Origin of the sequence: Bacillus sp. ISL-55 (genome assembly GCF_018613155.1) — a bacterium.
Lineage (GTDB): Bacteria > Bacillota > Bacilli > Bacillales > Cytobacillaceae > Mesobacillus.
The window spans coordinates 1-22,101 of the sequence record NZ_JAGGQU010000010.1 but is presented as its reverse complement, the minus strand read 5'-3'; the positions used below and the strand labels follow the sequence as shown (position 1 = coordinate 22,101).

The 22,101-nt window shown below is 38.6% G+C and carries 12 protein-coding genes; 9 read left to right on the top strand and 3 right to left on the bottom strand.

Annotation, left to right across the window (positions count from 1 at the left end; translation table 11 throughout):
• The first annotated feature begins 138 nt into the window (after positions 1-138).
• The 8 genes from J7E32_RS06030 (at position 139) to J7E32_RS05990 (ending at position 9,548) form a co-directional block, all read left to right on the top strand.
• Positions 139-402 (top strand): hypothetical protein, encoded by a 264-nt coding sequence (locus tag J7E32_RS06030; RefSeq protein WP_214905082.1) that lies wholly within the window; start codon positions 139-141, stop codon positions 400-402.
• 122 nt (positions 403-524) lie between these two features.
• Entirely contained in the window at positions 525-1,334 is an 810-nt protein-coding gene (locus J7E32_RS06025; protein WP_214905080.1) for a phosphoribosyltransferase, read from the top strand.
• Between the two features lie 16 nt (positions 1,335-1,350).
• Positions 1,351-2,376: a hypothetical protein gene (locus J7E32_RS06020; protein WP_214905079.1), complete on the top strand. Its 1,026-nt coding sequence runs from the start codon at positions 1,351-1,353 to the stop codon at positions 2,374-2,376.
• A 358-nt stretch (positions 2,377-2,734) separates the two neighbouring features.
• A complete protein-coding gene (locus tag J7E32_RS06015; protein ID WP_214905076.1) occupies positions 2,735-3,094 on the top strand; it encodes a hypothetical protein in 360 nt (119 codons plus the stop codon).
• 133 nt (positions 3,095-3,227) lie between these two features.
• A complete protein-coding gene (locus tag J7E32_RS06010) occupies positions 3,228-3,575 on the top strand; it encodes a cell wall-binding repeat-containing protein (RefSeq protein ID WP_214905074.1) in 348 nt (115 codons plus the stop codon).
• A 21-nt stretch (positions 3,576-3,596) separates the two neighbouring features.
• A complete protein-coding gene (locus J7E32_RS06005) occupies positions 3,597-5,633 on the top strand; it encodes a cell wall-binding repeat-containing protein (protein WP_353654021.1) in 2,037 nt (678 codons plus the stop codon).
• 145 nt (positions 5,634-5,778) lie between these two features.
• Positions 5,779-7,377: a C39 family peptidase gene (locus J7E32_RS22790; RefSeq protein ID WP_286182780.1), complete on the top strand. Its 1,599-nt coding sequence runs from the start codon at positions 5,779-5,781 to the stop codon at positions 7,375-7,377.
• 92 nt (positions 7,378-7,469) lie between these two features.
• Complete coding sequence (locus tag J7E32_RS05990) at positions 7,470-9,548, top strand: cell wall-binding repeat-containing protein (protein ID WP_214905070.1); 2,079 nt, start codon at positions 7,470-7,472, stop codon at positions 9,546-9,548.
• Positions 9,549-9,883: 335 nt separating this feature from the next.
• On the opposite strand, the gene J7E32_RS05985 is transcribed toward J7E32_RS05990, so the two are convergent.
• Both J7E32_RS05985 and tagU read right to left on the bottom strand, forming a co-directional pair.
• Complete coding sequence (locus tag J7E32_RS05985; protein WP_214905068.1) at positions 9,884-13,783, bottom strand: Ig-like domain-containing protein; 3,900 nt, start codon at positions 13,781-13,783, stop codon at positions 9,884-9,886.
• Positions 13,784-14,267: 484 nt separating this feature from the next.
• Positions 14,268-15,203 (bottom strand): polyisoprenyl-teichoic acid--peptidoglycan teichoic acid transferase TagU, encoded by a 936-nt coding sequence (gene tagU, locus J7E32_RS05980; protein WP_214905066.1) that lies wholly within the window; start codon positions 15,201-15,203, stop codon positions 14,268-14,270.
• A 243-nt stretch (positions 15,204-15,446) separates the two neighbouring features.
• On the opposite strand from tagU, the gene J7E32_RS05975 reads away from it, so the two are divergent.
• Positions 15,447-19,769, top strand: coding sequence for a bifunctional 2',3'-cyclic-nucleotide 2'-phosphodiesterase/3'-nucleotidase (locus J7E32_RS05975; RefSeq protein WP_214905064.1), 4,323 nt, complete (start codon positions 15,447-15,449; stop codon positions 19,767-19,769).
• A gap of 50 nt (positions 19,770-19,819) precedes the next feature.
• Here the strand turns inward: J7E32_RS05975 and J7E32_RS05970 are convergent, their stop codons facing one another.
• Complete coding sequence (locus tag J7E32_RS05970; RefSeq protein WP_214905062.1) at positions 19,820-22,015, bottom strand: cell wall-binding repeat-containing protein; 2,196 nt, start codon at positions 22,013-22,015, stop codon at positions 19,820-19,822.
• Positions 22,016-22,101 lie beyond the last annotated feature (86 nt).

Genomic DNA, 22,101 nt, shown 5'->3' with positions numbered 1-22,101 from the left:
TTACCTTTACTACAATATGCCAGTTTTGGTTAGCGATAATAAAAGAGAATAATGAAGAATGTGTAAAAAAATATAAACATTTCCAATTTAATGACGATAAGAAAGTAGGTATTATATACTATTTTTTAGGGGGTTACTATGAAAAGTACAGGTTTAGCAACGGTATTATCATTCTTTTGGACTGGTGTTGGGCAGATTTACAATGGGCAAATTGGTAAAGGTTTAGGGATGATAGCTCTTCAAGTCATAAACGTCCTTTTAATGTTTGTCATCATTGGATTCATTACGTATCCGATCGTTTGGATATGGGGTATGATTGACGCTAATAAAACAGCGAGTAGATTGAACGAAGAATTTATGGCGAGGTATGGAAATCAGGGAATCCAGCACCCAACTGTCTAAGTTCGCTATGAGGACATAAGGTATCTCCTATGGGTACTGCAAATATTTTGGAATAAAAAAAGGAAGTACCGTACTGGTGCTTCCTTAATCTTTTAGTTTTTTCAGTAGAGTGGAGCGTTAAGATGAAGAACATTTATTTAGACTATAACTCAATTGCATTAAGGATTGAGGGAATGGCAGAGGGTCTTAAACAACATAATTTCAATTCAATTGTAATTGTGCTGCGCGGGGGAAGTTTCGCGGGTATGCACTTATCTTTTCTTACGGGTTTGCCATGCTTTTTTTTAACATATGACCGTAAAAATAATAGAGTCGATTGGCATGGTTCGATACCTGCCAAAGGAAAGGTCTTATTAGTTGAAGACTTTGCAGGGCTTGGCAGGACGCTGATTGACTGTAGGAATTTCTTGTTGAACACAGGGTTTGATGTCAAGACTTTCGTCATTTGCAAAGACTTAAAATCAGCTTCTATTCCAGATTTTCATTGTTTTAATACGATGGAAAGGGATACGAGGTTTATTTTACCGTGGGAAAGATATCGAATTAACAAGCAGAGTTCAGGCATAAGCAAAAAAGATCATGAGTTTGAACGTTCAATTTATGATTTTAGCATTGATAAGCTGTTGCAGAATGAAGATGACGCCTACATAGAATTCTCCAATAACTTTTTATGCGTATACAATAAAAAAACTGAAATATTATACATTAATGAAGTGGGTAATTTGGAGAAACGTGAAGAAAGAGCACGCATAAAAGGAAAAACGGCGATCCATTTAGGGTATACACATATCTTTTTAGAAGATGTAAAGGAAGCGATATATATCGCAGAATTATTTCCTGAGCTCAGGGTAATTTGGTGGGATGGCGGAGCTAGACACCATATACAATCCACTATGAAAAATTCCGAAAAAGTCTTAAAAGAAAATATTTAATTATAAGGGAGAAAAAATGAAAAAGATTGTTGTATTACTATTATTCTTATTAATGATGTCTCTCGTTGGTTGCACCTCAAAAGAAACAGATACAACCAACGATTCTTTGGAAAGCGGAAAAGAAGTCAAGATAAAGAAAATAGCACCTGATGAAGTATTGAATCTTTATTATGAAGCTCTAGAAAACCCTGAAAGTGAGAATGTAGCAGATGAGACACGAGAAGAAATCAAACAACTTCTCAAACGTTCGCAAGAAACACTTGGAGAAGAAGGTCCTCCGAATGAGTTGCTTCCTGAAGTAAGATTAAAAGTGGTTGATAATGCAATGTTTGGGAAGAAAGTAGAAGTCCTGGAGTTTGCGAATGAATCATATAAAACAGGACGCACATTAATCTTAAAGGCTATTTATGACCAGAAACTTGAGAAATGGATACTGGAAGATATAGAAATATTAAAAGCATCTGATAAGCCTTTCCTTTTAACTTGGAAAGAAGTTGAAAAATTTGCATCGCTTAAAGGTTTGGAAATCCTCAAATCTGAGCATCAGCAAGATCCTCAATTCTTTCAATTCACTGTTATAAATGATAATCAGATGTATGTAAAAGACAGCATTCTTCAAATAAATAGAGAAAATGGTTTAGTTAGCTTTGTCAAAATTCCTGAGGAAAACGAAAGCGACGAAGAAACTCCTGCCACTGATGTTAGTCCTGATGAAGACTCAGTAAGCAGTACCACCCCTATGAAGACTAACTATTCTAATTTAAAAGATTATGAAGGAAAGTGGCAAGACTCTAAAGGGATTTATTATTTAAATGTTAAAAATATATCAGGAAATTCAGCTGACATATCATTCGACATCTGTTCGAATAATTGTGTACAAATCAAATCGGTTGGACCGGTTACACTTACCTTTTCAAACAATACGGTATCTCATCACTATGAAGATGACGGGTGGGGGAATAGTGGTGATTTTACTCTTACCTTGCAGCCAGACGGAATTATTGTCAACGTTAATGGTAAAGAAATAGCTCTTTCTCAATAAATATTACCAAAGTGGATCTATTTGTCAGTTGAGAGACGAAGTGGGATGGGAAAAATTAAAGAGCTGACAAGGAGTACTAATCAATTTGCTAATTCAAGCAAAAAGGGGACGATGACTATTTTAGTTAGCTCATCGCCCCTATTTGCATTTTTGATTTAAATAAATATTTTGAGCGCTGAGAAAAGGGAGAAAGTGTTCAATGCTATTTCTTTTTACCTAGAATATATTACAAAATTCCAACTAATTCTTCAAAATCCCCCAAATTATTCCCTCATTTGTATATAATAGAAACTGTTATTCTACTTTATTGTGTAAATTGGAGTAGGAAAAACATCATGGAAGGGAGGTGCAGCAAAGAATGAAAGGTATAAAAATACTGCTACTTACTAGTTTAATTGTATTTCTGAGCGCTTGTGGTGCGAATAATGATACCCCAATGGAAGCTGCTAAGACATTCATGAAGAGCCTTGTTGAGGGAGATCTAGAACTTAACACAGAAGTGAACCATTCTGACTTGTTAAGTTATCCCCCATTTCATATGATCGATATTGCAAATGACAGGAACTTAGTAGGGAAAAGTCTTGGTGATTTTACATTTGCAGAGACCGATGATCCTAAAGTTATTCTTGTAACATGGGAAGAAGAAGGCGAAACAAAAGAGTGGAAGCTAAAGTTTAATCAGGAAAAAGAAGGATACTTTTTCGTAGACAAGGATTAATTAGAAGTATCAAAAGATATCTTGATACTTGACTACATACCTTTTACTCGGGAATTCTACGTTTTACACTATACCCATAGTAGTATTTTGATTATTTGGGGAATAACGCTCTACATTACTTAGGAGGGATTAGATGAGGATTAAGTTCTACTCTTTTGCTACTATTTTTTCACTATTGTTTTTATTTATGGCGAGCAACACGTCTGCGGAAACAAATGAATTAAGGATTTCAGGTAAGAATCGATTTGACACCGCAGTTCAAATCTCACAGACAGGCTTCGATAAATCAGAAACAGTTATACTTTCTACGGCGTATAATTTCCCGGATGCCCTTGCTGGAGGTCCGCTTGCTTATAAGTATGATGCTCCTATTTTGTTAACCTCAAAGGATACTCTGGGAGAAGCAACAAAAAGTGAGATACTGCGTCTTAAAGCCAAAAAAGCAATCATACTAGGCAGCAAAGGAGTTATTTCTCAATAAGTTGAGGAAGAGCTTAAATATATTGGTGTAACAGTAGAAAGGGTTGGCGGAGTCAACCGTTTTGAAACCGCGAAGTTAATTGCGAATAAATTGGATGCAACAGATACAGCTATTATTACATATGGATATAACTTTCCTGATGCATTGGCAATTGCGCCGTATGCAGCAAAGAATGGATATCCAATCTTACTAGTTCAAAAAGATTCAATACCAGCAGCTACAAAAGAATATTTAAAAAATATAAAAAAGACGATTGTCATTGGTGGTACTGGTATTATCAGTGCAGATGTTGAGTCCCAATTACCAGATCCAACAAGAATTTCAGGCAAAGACCGATTCCAAACTAACGCAAAAATCATTCAAAACCTACAAATGGATGCATTTAATGCATATGTATCAACTGGATATAACTTTGCAGATGCCTTGACCGGTTCTATTCTGGCAGCAAAAGAAAATGCGGCTCTTTTATTAGTAAATCCAACTGCGCTGCCTCAGCCAATTCACTATGTGCTGAATGAGAAGAAATTTTCTGAAACGATACCTTTAGGCGGTAAGGCTGTTGTTTCTGATCAAGTAATTCAGCAAATGACCGATTTAGCAGTAAATGATACTGCAGAAAAAGCAATCCCTATTAAAGAAGGAACATATACTTCGCATCTAATTTCCTCAAAGGATAAGGATTACTACAAAATCAAAATGGAACAGCCTGGCCAGCTAACTTTTAGTATGGACAGAAAAAGCGAAGATGATTGGCACCTAACACTTTACAATAAAGAAGGAAAAGAAATTGGCTATTCTAAAATTGAAACAGGGATTGGTACGTTCTCGGTTCAATATGGATTGCCAGCAGGGGAATTCTTTATCAAGCTTACAGATCTTACTGGATATGGACATCATTACGACGACAATGAGCGCTATACATTTACTATAAAGATTGATACTGAACATTCTTATGAACAGGAACTTAATAATACGATTGCTAGCGCAACTGCTATAGAACTAAATACAAAGGCAGAGGGAGCTATTCAACGTAACAGTTCAGGTACTGATGTTGATTATTACAGCTTTAATGTACAACAACCAGGAAAAGTAGAATTTAAGTTCCAAGAAGCTGCAGAATCTGATTGGAATGTCTATGTTTACGGTGAAAATGGTGATTTATTAGGATCTGATACGGTCAATAGTGGTGCAGGAACCGTTAATTTAAGCTTTGGATTGCCAATTGGAAAATACTATATTAAGGTCGCAGATGAGACAGGATACGGAAATTATTATGATTACGATGAAAACTATTCTTTCCAGGTAAATCTTACGGTAAGCGACCGTTATGAACAAGAATTTAATGAGAGTATTGAAACTGCCACATTAGTAAAATTAGATGGCAACGCCAATTACGGTATAATGCAAGGAAAGCCAAGGACAACCGATGATGTGGACTTTTATAAATTTGATGTAACTACACCAGGAATGGTTACTTTTTCAATGCCTAAAGGTGAACATGATGACTGGAATGTTAGAGTCTACGACAGTAATGGAATTGAATTGGGATACACCCTTGTTAGACCAGGAACGGATACGGCTGTATTAACTTTCGGACTTCAAGTAGGAACATACTATATTAAGGTTACCGAGTATCTTGGATACCCAGACAACAAGGAGTTCTTTGAAGAATATTCGTTTACCTTAGCAATAGAGACTGGCAATCAATTTGAAAAAGAATATAATGATAAGCATGTTAATAGTACCTTAATAGACTTTAATTCTACTTATACCGGAATTATTCAAGGAAGAAAATCAACTGGTGACGTAGACTATTATAAATTTTCTCTTTCCCAAGACGATGTAATCTCATTTGAAATGAAGGAAGAAGAGAATTCTGACTGGCAATATGTTATTTTAGATGAAAACTTAAATGCTTTAGATAGTGATAGGGTGAAATTTGGATTATCCACATACAAAAAAGATTTTAGTTTAACAGCAGGTGTATATTACATTGCGATTAGTGATGGACTTTATAATGATATATTCAAGAAATATACCTTTAAAATAACCAATTAATCTATTTGACTGTATTCATAACTGTAGCCCTGACTGCCAAGCGCAATGAACGGTCGGGGTTACAGTTTTTTCTAACCTAGAATACTAAATATCACTCTTGTATAAGTTTCCTATATACCTAAAATAAAAGTAATAGGAGGATCGTATGTTCCGACACCAAACTGGTTCTTACTTAATCTTTATTTTATTTTTAATCTTTCTTATTTATCCTATGGAGCATTTTAGTGCATCGGAGGTTTCATCGATTAAAGTTACTGATATTGCTGAAAGCTACATAAAGGGAACAGCCACAGAAGATGGTCAGCTCGTGATTTTTCAGAACGGTAATCGTGTGGGAAAAGGGACAGCAATTAACCAAACCTTTCACATCAAATTCTCTAAAAAATTAAAGCCTTCCGAGTTGAACATAAAGTTTTTCGGAGAAAGTACATATGAAAATCTGGATGTAAACTATCAGCCTGTTTTAAAAATTGATCCAATCAGTGATAGTGAGAGAGTTATAAAGGGGCATGCCCATCCAGGATCAAAAGTTTCTGCCTATGGGAACGGCCAGGCTTTCGCTTTGAGTAAGTCCGATTCGCATACGGGAGCTTTTGAATTTAATCTGAGCAGTTACTTGAAGGCTGGAATGCTAATAACTGTTACTTCTGAAATAAATGGAGTAAAAAGTTATAAGGAAGTAAAAGTGTACAAAGGTTTGCCTCCGGTTAAACCGAAATTAAATCAGATTTCTAATCTTGATACAGTTATTACTGGACAAGCTGAAAAGGGCACAACCGTTTATATTAAAGTTAGCAATCAGAAAACCTATACTTTTGCTGTAAATGATTCAAACTCATTTAGAATCTCCCTGGATGGGGGCAAAGCACTAGCAGAGGGAACAAAAGTTACTGCATATGCTGAAAATGGAGTGGGAAGGCGCAGTGAGTCAACAACTCTTACTGTAATTGATAAAATTCCGCCTCCTGCTCCTAAATTGAATTCAGTAACAGATAAATCTTTTTCGCTTAGCGGAAATTCAGAACCAGGGACGACTCTATATATCAACAAAAATGCAGTACATTATAAAACTATTAAAGCCAATTCTTATGGGCATTTTTCTTTGCCGATCCCATTGCAAAGCAGTGGTACCTATTTTGATGTATACACATATGACCAAAATAAAAACAAGAGCCCGGTAAGCAGAGTGGTTGTCTCTTCGCAGACCAGGACAAGCTCCAAGCTACTGTTTGCGCCGATTGTAAGCCAGATGCCTGAGCTGAATCGTGGATGTGAAGTTACCAGCTTAAGCATGCTCTTGGGATCAGCAGGAATAAGCTCGAATAAAATGACATTGGCTCTACAAGTGAAGAAGGATTCTACACCTTACAGAAGAGTAGGTGGCAAAATATATTTTGGGAATCCAAATTATGGTTTCGTAGGAGATATTTATTCTTTTAGCAATCCTGGTTTTGGTGTTTTCAATGGGCCTATTGAAGAACTCGCAACTCAGTATCTTCCAGGCAGAATAGAAAATCTTAGCGGACAATCTTTTGATTCGATACTTAACTATGTTTCTGCTGGCCATCCTGTTTGGGTGATAACGACAAGCTGGTTTAAACATGTTCCAAGTCAATATTGGCAGACATGGCATACTCCTCAAGGTACGATTAGTATAACCATGAAGGAACACTCCGTCTTGATTACAGGGTATGATTCCAAGTATGTCTATTTCAATGACCCTCTTGACGGCAAAAAAAAATAAAGCAAAGCCTATGAAGGAATTCATAGAAGGGTGGAAGCAATATGGATCACAAGCCATCAGCTATTACTAAGTCATACTTAAGGAGGAGGAAAATGCCGAAATATCTGTACATTGTGCTTGCCTTCATTCTTATATTCACTTTCGCTTTGAAGCTCCCGCTCGCAGAAGCGGAGACCTTCATGACTGATTCCAATCTGGAAAAAGCAATAAAGAATCAGCTCGGAATTTCCGAAACCAAAGGATTAACGATCGAAAATGTTTCAGCAATGGGTTCATTGGCTGCACAGGGAAATCATATCTCTAACCTTAAAGGATTAGAGTACGCTTCGAGACTTACTGAGTTAAACATATCTGATAATGAAGTAACGGATTTAAGTTATTTAAAAAATAGCAGTTCACTTGAAACCATGATAGCGAATGGAAATGAAATAGAATCTGTAGCTGCGCTCATTAATATGTTTAAATTAAAGTGGGTCGACCTTGGTGATAATCGTATTGCAGATTTGACAGCTTTTAGAAATCTATCAACCCTGGAATCATTGTCACTGTATAACAATAAAATTTCCGACATAAATTCATTGCAGGGATTAACTACTCTAAAATACCTTGATTTAGAAGGAAATAAAATCAATGACCTTTCAGCTCTCAGCAACTTGAATGAATTGACGACTTTGTTAGTTAGCGGGAATGAACTGACTAGCCTAGATTCATTAGGGGATTTAGAGAAACTTTCCTATATATACGCCTCTAACAATCAAATAGCAGATTTATCTCCGCTTTCAAGTCTTTCGTTAGAAAAAGGGGAAGTAAATCTTTCATCAAACAAGATAACAGATTTAGATCCATTGAGACATATAGAAGTGAGTAACAGTCTGCAGTTGGATGTTAGCAACAATCAAGTCATCAGCTTAGAGCCATTGAAAGGACTTACAGGCCTGACTGGTTTGAATGCAAGCAATAACCAAATCAATACTGTTGAACATCTAAGTAACCTTCAGAACTTAACATCGTTAGACTTAAGTAACAATCAATTAAAAAACTTATCGGGTTTAAACTTAAAAAGTAATACCCTTTATACACTTGATTTTACAGGGAATGAGCTCGCCGATATAAGAGCATTAACCCCTATTTCAGCAGGAAGTTTAGATTTGAGTGATAATAAGATTTCTGATATTAGTGCCCTAAAGAATCTTACTTCTGGTTATGTGAATTTAAAAGGAAATCCATTATCGAGAGAGTCTATGAAAATAGTAGACATACTGCGGCAAAAAGGCGTAGAAGTTAAATTCGAAGGCAGTACAGAGCGTTTCGGAGGAGCTAACCGGTATGATACTGCAGCTGAGATTGTCCGAAGAGGTTGGGAAACGGCTGAGACAGTATTCATTGCCCCTGGGTCTGACTTTCCCGATGCACTGGCGGGAGCGCCACTTGCTTATCGTATGGACGCTCCGATCTTATTGACTACTAAGGAAACCCTCCCAAGACCAATTATGCAGGTAATCAGTGAACTAACACCGCGAAAGGCCGTCATCTTGGGTGGTGTCGGAGTAATCTCTCGTGAGGTGGAGAATCAATTGAAGGCATTGGGTATATCGGAAGTTGAACGGCTAGGCGGCAAAAATAGGTATGGTACAGCTAAGCTTATTTTTGAGAAGCTTAAAGCATTGAACGGCTCTCCAAAGACGGCTGTCATTGCTTATGGAAGAGACTTTCCTGATGCATTATCTGTGGCGTCAGCAGCCGCCCAGAATGGATATCCAATCCTTCTTACGGAAAAGGCTGTTATCCCTACGGAGACGATGTCCAGTCTTTCTTCCATTCAAGAAACAATAGTGGTAGGCGGAGAAGGCGTAATCAGTAAATCAGTGTTCTCCAAACTGCCTAATGCTAAAAGAATCAGCGGACCGAATCGCTTTGCAACTGCTTTAAAAATATCTCAGCAGCTGGGACAATCCCACAACATATTCTATATTGCTAATGGAAGAGGTTTTGCAGATGCACTGGCTGGTTCAGTTGTTGCCGCAAAAGAACAAGCTCAGTTGTTGTTAGTGGAGAAAACAAAAATTGATCCTGAAGTCAGTCAGTTGCTAAAAGACCAACCATCTTCGGATTTAGTCATTTTAGGAGGAGAAGGAGTTGTAGCGAAGTCGGTTGCTGAACAACTACAATAATAGGCGAAGTTTTAAAAGCTGCTGACCAGATGGTTAGCAGCTTTTAACTTGGAGAAGGTTACTGAAATAGCTTGATTGTATAAGGAAGTTGCTCATTGTAATTCATTCTGCTTGGCTCATTAGGTTGCACAATTACATAGTATCTTCCTTTTGGTAAATTAACTGTTGTATCTTTTTGATTGGTAATCCAACCGTCGTGACCGGTTGTGCCAAGTAATTGCAAAGGGACTTGGCCCAACATAGTAATTATGAAATGTGTTTGAGGAACTTAAGAGTAGGTAACAAGCAAAAAGCTGCTAACGAGATGTTAGCAGCTTTTTGTATTGTGTCTATTTTTAATAGATTTGTCTACTAACCAGTTGCACAACGTCTAATAAAATAGTAGAGTTTATTCCTCCACCAATCTGATGAACATGCTTTGCTTCTTTTTGGCCTACTACGACTTTCTGTTGCTGATTAAGTCCTGACTGGGAAGCTAGGACGACTGGGACTTGAAGTTTCGCTGCAAGTGGTCCAGCGGTTAAAGCGTCCACAAGTGCATCTGTTGCTGATTTTGCGATCATCACTGTGGCTAATTCTCTTTGTTTATAGAAGTATTGAATAATCTGTGCGTTTGTGTCATGTCGGTTAACACCACTGATCCGATTGTTAGCAACATTATGGCTTGTAATTTCATCTAATTGCTCTATTACATTGTCACCTAGTACCTTAGAGCCCCCAATAAAATAGGCATTCGTTAAGCTCTCATTTTTAAGCCAGCTATACGTCTCTGTAGGTACTCCAGTTTTGTCGGACAGGATGATTGGCTGCTTTTGTTGGCCGGCTTGTGCCGCAATCGACAGTGCATCTGGTTCTCCTCTTCCATACGCCATGAAAACAGTATGAACATCGACAATTTCATCAAGCTTCGCGGCTATTAACAGTGAAGTATCATACCTGTTTTTGCCTCCGATCCTTTCTACATTATAACCGGCAACCATTAACTGTCTTTTCACTTCCCCTGAAATTACACCTGTTCCGCCTATCAAATATATTTCTTTTACTTCAAGGCGTTTCAACTCCTCTAGGGTTTCCTTTGGTAATGAATCCTTCGTAGTGAGTAGAAGTGGCGCGTTTTTAGCTGAAGCGAATGGGGTAGCCGCAAGACCATCAACAATCGCGGCACCGTTCGCGATAAGAGCGGTTTCTGACTTTTTCCATCCTTCTTTGGATATTTCCACTGCTGTAGAATACCTGTTGCGTCCAATTAATTTGATTAACTTTTCGGTCACCGTCGTTTGTGCAGTTTCACCAATGTTTCCGTGTTGGTCCACGCTAAAAACCTCGATTATGCTGCCCGCAGGCTGAGGTGTAATTGTGATAGTAAATTTCTCGTCGTCCTGAACAACCGAAGAACCGATCTCATTTCCGTTTATCTTCGCAATAACTGTTGAACCTTTTTCAGCTGATCCTGACAGTTTACTTTCATACTCGGTAACCTCATTGATAACAGGTTTAATAGGAGCTGTCCTGTCCAATACTGTCAGTTCTGCTGGTTCACTCTCATTGCCAGCCCCATCTATAGCATAGACTTTTATTTGTGTTCCTGCAGTCTGGGTATTGATTAGAATGCTGAATTGGCTGTCGGGAGAGACTTCGCCCTGGCCTAAAAGACTATTACCTTTTATTACCATTATTGTTGCCCCAGCTTCAGAGCTACCTGTTATCTCTGCTGTCTGATCCGTTAGCTCATTTACATTGGGACTGGCAGGTGCAGTTTTATCGATAACTGTAACCTCTGTATTCTGACCAGTGTTCCCAACATTATCAACTGCATAGACAGTTAATTTATTCCCTGCAGTCTGAGTGGGGATGTCAATGTTGAATTTACCGTCATCACCAGCTAATGTCTGGCCTATAATTTGATCTTCATTTTTAACATAAACAGTTGCTCCAGCTTCAGCAAAACCAGTAATGAATGTATCCTTGTCTGATACGGGAGTTACAGTTGGCTGGGCAGGAGGTGTGATATCTGTTGCCATTTTCTTGCTGGTTGTTATCAGTGTGTTTTCTTTTGAATACACACTAAAGGTATATAATGTGTGTTCTTCAATTCCAGTAACAGATAGATTGAAATGACCGTATTCATCTGCCCTTGCAGAACCTATCTCGGAATCTGCGTCTTCGATTTTTACAATGCTGTCTGGATGAGTTTTTCCGGTAATGCTTGACGAAATCTTTGTGAAATCATCAATATGGATTTCAGAAATTGGAAAGTTGTAGGAGTGTATCAGACCATAGGGGTCAGTAATTTTCACATCCAATGTTTCCGTTCCAGTTACACTGAAACCATCCATTCTGAATGTCCCGTTACTCTTAAGACTGACTGATTGATCATTAATCCTCAAGCTGACAAATGGCAGTGTAGCTCCAGTCATGTTGATCGTGCCATCCTTGCTTATGAGTGGAGTATCGTATAGAACGAATGGAACCTCTGACAAAATCCGGTTAGTAGCGGTCAGGTTCGAAACAGAGTTTGATCCTGAGAGAACAGCCTGGCCATTTGATGGAGTATAATAACCCCAATAAATTCTGTTTGCAGTCAGTTTGCCTGCCACTGTTAAGCCGCCGTAGCTTCTAAGTCCTCCAAGAACGTAAATATTTCCGTTAATTGTGACATTTCCATTGATGGTTAAGACTGCACCTTGCTCAATATAAACATCTGAATTAACCGTTTTATTTGACCAATTCTCATGAGAGCTGACAATATAATTTTTCAACGGTTGAACAGACTGGATAATTTCAAATCCACCGGAACTGAGATCCGTTTTGCTGCCTTTTACAATCAATGTATTTTCGTTTGTATCTTTTATTTCAATTGAGTCGACAATCCAATTTCCGACCTCATCATCAATAGTAATGAGCAGATTTCCAGTCAGCACATTCTCACTACTATTAAAAGACAAAGGTACCTTCTTGGTAGAACCGGAAGGGGACAATAGATTGACTGTGCTTGCCTGCAAGTTTGTATCGTCGCTTGCTTCTACACGGAAATTCAAGTTATCGCTCGCTTCAGCTACCTTTTTGCTGACGTTTATACTGTTGAAAAGGGGTGGGTTACTTTCTGTGATAACACTAAAGTTTCCTCCAGCAAGTTTCAGGGAATCATAAGAGCTGTAAATTGTCGTTCTATTATCAGCAGTATCATAAATATCGACCCATCGCACCTTAAACAGTCCTGGCTCAGTACTGTTCGAGATAGATATTACCCCTTCATAAGTATCTGTAAAATTATTGTAGTTGATGGTAACAGTCTGAGTTTTGTTTGTGATAGGGGTTGTATAAGCTAAATATATTTTCTTTATAGCCACATCATCTGAAGCTTTTATGGAGACTTTGACATTGTCACCAAAGGTTGCGATTTGCTTATCCACAGTAATCTTCTCGAAGGTTGGTTTAGTTATATCCGCTCCAGTAGTTCCCGTAACGGTAAACTGTCCTCCGGATAATTTCTGTGGATCATCCGACCCATATATAGTAACCCTATTGTCAGATGTATCATATATATCAACCCATCGGACATTATATAGTCCTGACTCAGTAGTGTTTTGAATTTGAAAATAACCCTCATAACTATCGGATGTACTGTTGTAATTCATAGTGATAGACTGGGTTTTGTTGGTAGTAGGCGTAGTATAGGCCAAATACACTTTTTTAATAGCCACATCATCTGATACCTTTACCGAAACTTTTAAGGTGTCACCAACGGTTACATCAGCCTTGTCTATACTAATGCTTTCAAAGGACGGTTTTGTAACATCTGCCCCGTTGGTTCCCGATACGGTGAAATTTCCCCCTGAAACCCTCTGTGGATCATCCGACCCATATATAGTAACTCTGTTGTCAGATGTATCATATATATCAACCCAGCGAACCTGATGTAGTCCCGATTCTGTACTATCTAGTACTGGAATATTTCCTACGTAAGCTTTGATTTCATGATTGTAGCTTATTGAAACGGACTCGGTTTTGTTTGTAATTGGTGTGGTATAAGCTAAATAAATTCTTTTGATTCCACCATCATCCGAAGCTTTGATAATAACTTTTATAGTATCACCTGCGGTAGCCTCTGTTTTGTCCACACTGATGCTTTCAAAAACCGGCTTGGTTACATCAGCATCTGCCAGAGCTATACCAGGCAGCAAGACATTGATCAATAAAATAAAAGTTATAACCATTGAATTAAGTTTCTTCATAATCCTCCTGCTTTCTCTTTATGCTTTGTATGTACTATAACTATGCAGTCTTTCAAGAAACATGTACTCATTTAAGAGCTTAAAATTCATTACCATATATCAAATTGTGCAAGCTAGGAGAATCCTAGAAAGATTTCTATATAAAAAGAATCATAATAGTACAATCATAATCTTAACGTGTAATATTGTTGAAATAGAAGCTGAATTTATTTCCAATTTAATTGTCTATACAGAAAAAATAGGGCTGCGCCTAATGAGAGAGATACCTTTGGAGAGGAAAGACCGGTGTTAATTAATAGCTTCTTTAATTTTAGCCTTAGTTAAAGCTTAATGTTGATTTTTAACATCCTATTGTTTGCAGTGGGATACGTGTAGACCCATGCAGGCTTAGCGCTTGGAACGAAAATCAACTTCAAATTTAACCGTAATAACATTGCTCTTTAATATAGAATGACCCAAGCAGTCTGCTTGGGTCACTTCTCGTTTATTTCATATTCAAATGCTCTTTTAGTTCATTCTGCACTCTTTGCTTTTCTTCTTCTGGAACGATTTGATAATAGATTTTGTTGATGGTCGTTCCAGCACCTTGAAGCTGGAGTTGCTGTACGTCTTTACCGGCACTCTTGTAATGCTTTTGGATGTCCACCATTTCATCAAAGGTAATATTAGTTTTTACATTTTTGCCTAAAGCAGCAAAAATATCATCGAATTTTGTAAGTGAGCTAAAGCTTGCTCCTTTTCTGATGACCCCTTGGATGACCTGTCTTTGTCTTTGCTGGCGTCCAAAATCGCCATTCGGGTCTTGTTTTCTCATTCTTACATAAGATAGAGCTTCTTTTCCATTAAGGACAAGTTCTCCTTCAGGGAAGTTATGTGCTCCTTCTTTAAAGGCGAAATTGTTATTCACAGTAACTCCGCCTACAGCATTGACAATATCTTCAAAACCTTCCATATTAACCTGCATGTAATAATCAATCGGGATATCGAGGAAGTTTTCTACAGTATCCATTGACATTTCAACTCCACCGAAGGCATATGCATGGTTGATTTTATCGTCAAACCCTCTACCAACGATTTGTGTTCGCGTATCTCGTGGGATACTTAGCATTTTAATAGAGTTTAATTCTGGATTAACAGTCAATACGATCATTGTGTCTGATCGTCCTCTATCTCCTGGTCTTGCATCTACACCCAGCATAAGAACAGAAAAGGGGTCTTTCTTTTCGAAGGTTACCTCACTAGGACGTTTGTCTGATTTATCTCTTTCGATCGGTTGGTGCATTGTATCTACAGCCTTGGTTAGGGAAGAATAGACATTGTACACGTAGGCGCCTACCCCAATGACCAGCAAAAGAAAAATAACTCCTACAACCCGGAGCCACGTTCTTTTCTTCTTACCTTTATGTTGATCGGATCTCATTTGTTGCCCTCCATAACATGACAAAATAATTAAACATCTGACAAATAGAATACCAAAAAAATCTCTTTTTGGATATCCCTGTTTTTGTAAAATTAAGTATTTCTTCCTTCACCAGTTTTAAAGAAGTGCTTAAGTTAGTTTTGTAAAGAAATTTACAAATATTTTGCGAAAAAAGAATACTCTTACTAGGTAAATAGGTTTATAATGAATTTGCTGCAAAATTTATCGAAAGGTGGAAATTATGTGAAAAAAGGTCTGAAAAGGAAGATTAGCAAGATCGCTGTCTCAGGTTTAGCCTTAGGAATGCTAACCTCTTCGTTAGGTGTTAATTATGCCTCTGCAGAGACAACGCCTAAGAATGTTTTGTCGAACGAGGCGTATGTAAAGCTTAAAATCATGGAAACTACTGATGTACATGGTAGTTTAATGGATTACGATTATTACACAGGTACTAAATATGCAGAAGGAAAAGAAAAAGGATTAGTAAGAGTAGCGACATTAATCAAAGAAGAGCGCGCTGAAAATCCTAACAACCTACTATTTGATAACGGAGATATGCTGCAAGGAAATCCATTCACTGATTATATCGCAAATGTCAACCCGTTAACATTTGTTGACCGTTTATCAGGAAAAAATCGTTATGAAACAGCTGTAGAAGTATCCCAAAAAGGTTGGGACAAAGCTGATACCGTATTGATCGCACGTGGCGATGATTTCGCTGATGCTTTAGCAGCTGCACCTTTAGCCTATAAATACGATGCTCCGATTCTGTTAACTGAAACAAAGAAGTTAACGGCTGCTACAAAAGAAGAGATCAAGAGACTTGGTGCTTCAAGAGTCATCATCCTTGGTGGTACTGGAGCAGTATCTGACACAGTACAGAAGGAATTATCGAAGGATCTTAAAGTATGGGTAAAAAGGATTTCTGGCCAGAATCGTTTTGAAACCGCTTCCCAAGTTGCTTCTGAACTAGGCGGAAATTCAGATACAGCTATTATTACATATGGATTTAACTATCCGGATGCTATTGCGATTGCACCTTATGCAGCAAAAAATGGGATTCCTATCCTGTTAACTCAGAAGGATTCTATACCGGCAGCTACAAGCGCCGCCCTAGCAAACAAGGCGAACACAATCATTGCCGGTGGAACAGGCGTAGTTAGCGCTGAAGTAGAAAAGAATTTGAAAAATCCAACAAGAATTTCAGGTAAGAATCGTTTTGAAACATCATTAAAGATTGCTACAGAGCTTGATGAAGTAAAAGACAAAGTCTTTGTTTCAACTGGATATGGCTTTGCTGATGCTTTAACTGGATCTGTTTTAGCAGCTAAGAACGACGCTCCAGTATTACTTGTACAGCAGGATGCATTGCCAGCAGGAACGGAAGAGCTTGTTGACGGTAAGTACGTTTCTGTTCTTGGTGGAAAGAATGCAGTTTCTGAAGACGTAGTCAAAAATGAAACTCATCCTATCTATGAAGCTATGAATCTTCTTGACTACGATGCGGCAACTCTAGGTAACCATGAGTTCAACTATGGTCTGGACTTCCTAACAAACAGCATCAAAGGCGCAGAATTCCCTTATGTATCTGCTAACGTATACAAGGATGACCATGATAATGACCCATCAAATGACAAGAACCTTGTTAAGCCGTATAAAATTGTCGAAAAGAAAGTAAAAGACGAAAATGGCAATGAACAAACTGTAAAAGTTGGGGTTATTGGATTTGTTGCTCCACAAATCATGACATGGGATAAAGTGAACCTAGAAGGCAAGGTTGTAACTGAAGATGTTGTCGCGTCTGCAGAAAAATGGGTTCCTAAGATGAAGGAAGATGGAGCAGAAATCGTTGTTGCGCTTTCACACTCCGGATTCGACAAAGATAAGACCAATAAAGAAAACACTGTGTTTGCGTTAAGTGAAGTGCCTGGAATCGACGCTATTCTGTTTGGCCACACTCATAAGTCGTTCCCTAGTGATTCATCTTACAATAATATCGAGGGAGTAAATAATGAGAAGGGTACGATCAATGGCGTAGCTGCTGTCCAGGCGAACGTAGACGGAAGCAACCTGGGAGTTATTGACCTGACACTTGAAAAAGTCGATGGAAAGTGGACAGTGAAAGATTCTCAGTCTGAAGTTCTTAAAACTGGCGGAGTAACTCCAGATGCAGAAATGGTTAAGACTCTTAAGAATGTTCATGAGGAAACTGTCGAATATATCAACAGCCCTGTTGGGGAAACAACATCTCCAATCCACAGCTATTTCGCAAGGGTTCAGGATGATCCATCTGTGCAAATTGTAAGCAATGCTCAAAAGGAATATGTTGAAAATGCATTAGCTGGTACAGAGTACGAAGGTATTCCGGTACTATCGTCTGCTGCTCCATTCAAAGCAGGTCGTAATGGTGCTTCTGATTTCACAGAAATTCCGACAGGAACAGTTACAATCAAAAACGTTGCGGACCTTTATAAATATCCAAACACTGTAACAGCTTTGAAGCTGAATGGTGAGGAAGTCAAGGAATATTTAGAGTGGACAACTGGAAACTTCAATCAGATTAATCCAGATTCAACAGAAGAACAAGAATTGATCAATCCAGATTTCCCTGCTTATAACTTCGATACTCTTGATGGTGTAACGTATGAAATAGATGTTACTCAACCAGCAAAGTACGATTCTGATGGAAATACTCTTGATGCAAATGCAAGCCGTATCAAGAACCTGATGTTCAATGGTCAGCCAGTTACAGCTGATCAAGAATTCATCGTTGCAACAAATAACTACCGCGCTGGATCCAAAATTGCTAATCCAGGTGGAGACAAGGTAGTCTATACCTCAGCTGATGAAAATCGTCAAGTTGTGATGAACTATATCATCAAGAACAAGACAATCAATCCGTCTGCTGATAATAACTGGAGAATCACACCTATTGCCGGAGATGTAAAGGTTACATTTGAATCTGCAGCAGGTGGTAAGGATTATGCTGCTGACTCTGCTACAGTAGATTACATTGGTGCAAGTGGAGATGATTTCCATAAGTTCGCTTATAAGTTTGGCAATATCAAGGGTCAGCTATTAGGGATTAACGATCTCCATGGCCAGCTTGATACATTCAATGCGAAAATCAATGCTGGGGGAGCAGAGTATTTAGCTGCTTATCTAAAAAAAGCAGAAAGTGAAAATCCTGATAACACGCTAATGCTTCACGCTGGTGATGCTGTCGGTGCGAGTTCACCGGTTTCTGCATTGCTGCAGGATGAGCCAACTATTAAAATTTTGAATGAGCTTGGATTTGATCTTGGTACTGTTGGTAACCACGAATTTGATGAAGGCGTTGAAGAAATGCTGCGTCTTATCAATGGTGGTTCTCATGAAAAAACTGCTGAAAAGTACGGTGAATTCGAAGGTGCTTCATTCCCATACATCGCAGCAAACGTAGTTGATGAAGTAACTAAAGAACCAATCCTTGACCCTTATGTCATTAAGGAAGTAGGAGGAGTTCCTGTAGGATTTATTGGTGTGGCTTACTCTGATACACCGTCTATCGTAACTCCAAGCGGAGTTGCAGGTGTAGAATTCACCGATGAAGCAGAAGCAATTAACAAGTATGCTGCTGAATTGAAAGAGCAGGGAATCAAAGCGATTGTTGTTGTTTCCCATAATCCAGTCAAGTCAAACACTGATGGAACAGGTGCTGAACTCGAATTAGCTGAGATTGCCGCAGCTGTTGATGATGAAGTTGATATCATGTTCGGCGGCCACAATCACGCATATGCAAATGCGATTGTTGACGGTAAATTATTGGCTCAATCATTTTCTTACGGAACTGCCTATTCCGATGTAGACTTTGAAATTGACCCAGTAACTATGGATATTGTTAAGAAAGAAGCTGAAATTGTCACTGCTTATCGTGATGGCATCACTCCTGATGCTGGAGTCAAAGAAATTCTTGACACATATCTTGAAGATGTTGCCCCGATTTTGAATGAAGTAATCGGAAAGACAACGAATGGTATCAGCCGTGAAGAGAATGCTGATGGAGAATCTGCAATGGGCAACCTGATTGCTGATTCTATGAGAGAACAGACAGGTACAGACTTTGCGTTTATGAATCCTGGTGGAATCCGTGCTGAAATCGATGCAGGAGAAATCACTTGGAAAGAGGCATTTACTGTACAGCCTTTCGGTAACGACTTGGTAACAATGGATCTGACAGGTGCTCAGATTAAGACATTGTTTGAACAGCAGTGGGGTTCAAAAGAAAGAATCCTGAAAATCTCTGGATTAAAGGTGACTTTCGATTCAAGTAAGCCTGTTGGACAACGCATGGTCTCTATCAAGACAGCCGATGGAAATGACCTTGTAAACACTCAAGTGTATTCTGTTACAGTCAACAACTTCATGGCTGATGGAGGCGATGAATTGGCCGTTCTCAAAGAAGGCACAAATCGTGTTGTTGATGTAGTGGATCTTGATGCATTAGTCAGTTACATCGAAAAGTATGAAACGGTTGACCCTGAAATTGAAGGCCGTATTACTAGATTGAATGAAGTAACAGAATAATAATATCAAATCAAAACCCCCTTCCAGTATTGGAGGGGGTTTTGTTATTTCTATTTCTTTGAGAATTGTAAGTTCATTGCTTTTTTAGAGAATTGGAATGAACTGGTTGAAGAATATGATTGATTATACCAATCTCTAAAGAGAATATGATCGATTTTAAATACTGTTTCTGGAGAGACTGCGGCTTTCCCCCCAAGAACCAACATATCAAGATATTCTGGCCTGCTGTTATTAACCTGTTGCTGGATATAGGCCTGTGTTGGCGCAGGAATTGTGTTCGAATCTGTAAGAACAAGTGGATAATTATTTTTCGCTGCTAGTACCCCTCCAGCAAGTGCATCCGGAAAGTTGTATCCCGTAGCAAACATTAATCCAACAGGTGTTGTTTCGGCATTGAAATGGTTTATTACCTTGATATTGGTTTCAAATCTATTTTTTCCAGACAGCCTGATTGGGTTCGGGAATTTTTTCATCACGGAGTCCGAAATGACTCCAGTACCTCCAATAATAATGGACTTTGAGAATCCATACTTGTCAATAAAGTCCCTGGTTTCTTGTGGAATCCGATCCTTTTCTGCAAAAACAATCGGTATTTGGTTGCTTGCTGCAAAGGCTGAAACTGATAATGCATCTGGGAAATTAAGTCCATTAGCGATAATCACTTCTCCACCTTGCTTCGCAATATAATCATTTATCTCCGTAGCTGTTGAGAAACGATTAGTACCTTTAATACGCTCGGCATTAAATCCGCTTTTATTTAAAGAGGAGATAACTGAATCAGATATAGCCCCTTTTCCACCTAGGACCAATACATTCTGTACATTTAATTGGTTCAAAGTATCAACTGTTGATGTGCTAAGCTGATTAGGACTGCTCAACAATATCGGCGCATCAAGTTTATTTGCCAGCGCGTTTGCTGCTAGACTGTCCGGAAAACTCTTGCTGCTTGCTAGAATCGCGAAGGTACCTTCCTCGGATAAAGCATCTTCGTTTAATTCTGGCTCATATGTTTCTAAATAAGTATATGGAGGTAATTGTTCACTCCAGCCTGCAGCGGCAATTTCGTTAGAAGTATCTACAGATGTTTTCCCGAACAAACGAGGGTATTCATTGTAATATTTTAATGCGTTATCAGCATTGATTCGCCCGTTAGTATGGTACTCTGCTCCGTAATAATCCTCACTTGAAACCTCCATGAGCCACCTAATCTGATTGTGTGTTAAAGCAGGTGCATGATTTTTGAGCAAAGCTGCTAATGAGGCAACCATTGGGGAAGCCATGCTTGTGCCATCCATATATTCATAACCCGATGGAGTGGTTTTATCTAGTACAGAAGGGTAGGTGCTAAAAATATCTACACCAGGTGCGGCAATGGAGACCCAGTCACCATAATTGGAGAAATCCGCTAGACTATCGGTATATGCATCCACTGCAGCTACCCCAATAACACTATTAAAAGCTGCAGGGTATTGTTGGAATGGCATACCGCTGTTCCCGGCAGCAGCAATTACTAATACACCTTTTTCATACGCGTAGTCAACTGCATCCTCGACATATTCACTATAACGGCCGCCAATGCTTAAGTTGATGATATTGGCGCCCTGATTCACTGCATAATAAATTCCTTCTGCAATATCAATGCTGCTAATGCCATTTGTGCTGCCTACCTTAACAGGCATAATTTTAGCACCCTTTGATAGGGAAGCTATTCCTGTGCTGTTGTTTGTCTGTGCGCCAACAATCCCGGCAACATGAGTTCCATGCCCTAGTTCATCATTGACATTCGTCGAGTTATCCATCGTATTGAGAGGCTTATAGATCATATTTTTAAGATCCGCACTAGAACTGTCTATCCCAGAGTCCAAAACGGCGACTATCGGAGCCTTCTTCGGTGAAAATAGATCCCAAGCATCAGGAGCTCCAATTAAGGAAAAGTCTTTAAACTGGTAGGAATTGTAGTGTGAATCATTTACAGTACCGAAGTATTCATACATAATTTCCTCTTCAGCATACTCAACATTTGGGTCCGAATTGAGTTCTTTTAACACATTTTTCACTTCACTTGTTGGGACATCAAGTGTATATGTGTCAGCTGGTTTTTCAGAATTCTTTTTGTTTGAAAATTGATTTTCTTGTTTTTTAACAATGATTTTTTTAGTGGATTGTGATTCAGCAAGAGACTGTGAACTAAATGAACCGAATACACACATACAAGCAGCAGTTAACAGAAGGAACTTTTTCCTCAAAACTTAACCCCCATTTTTTAAAATATAAATCAATAATCCTATCTTATTACGAAAATATGTAAATAACTTGAGTCTTGCAAAAAACA

What these genes read in the sequence shown, in the direction of transcription:
- J7E32_RS05990 (WP_214905070.1), top strand. Translation starts at nt 7,470, where the DNA reads ATGCCGAAATATCTGTACATTGTGCTTGCCTTCATTCTTATATTCACT.
- J7E32_RS06010 (WP_214905074.1), top strand. Translation starts at nt 3,228, where the DNA reads ATGAGGATTAAGTTCTACTCTTTTGCTACTATTTTTTCACTATTGTTT.
- J7E32_RS06030 (WP_214905082.1), top strand. Translation starts at nt 139, where the DNA reads ATGAAAAGTACAGGTTTAGCAACGGTATTATCATTCTTTTGGACTGGT.
- J7E32_RS06025 (WP_214905080.1), top strand. Translation starts at nt 525, where the DNA reads ATGAAGAACATTTATTTAGACTATAACTCAATTGCATTAAGGATTGAG.
- tagU (WP_214905066.1), bottom strand. Translation starts at nt 15,203, where the DNA reads ATGAGATCCGATCAACATAAAGGTAAGAAGAAAAGAACGTGGCTCCGG.
- J7E32_RS06020 (WP_214905079.1), top strand. Translation starts at nt 1,351, where the DNA reads ATGAAAAAGATTGTTGTATTACTATTATTCTTATTAATGATGTCTCTC.
- J7E32_RS05985 (WP_214905068.1), bottom strand. Translation starts at nt 13,783, where the DNA reads ATGAAGAAACTTAATTCAATGGTTATAACTTTTATTTTATTGATCAAT.
- J7E32_RS06015 (WP_214905076.1), top strand. Translation starts at nt 2,735, where the DNA reads ATGAAAGGTATAAAAATACTGCTACTTACTAGTTTAATTGTATTTCTG.
- J7E32_RS22790 (WP_286182780.1), top strand. Translation starts at nt 5,779, where the DNA reads ATGTTCCGACACCAAACTGGTTCTTACTTAATCTTTATTTTATTTTTA.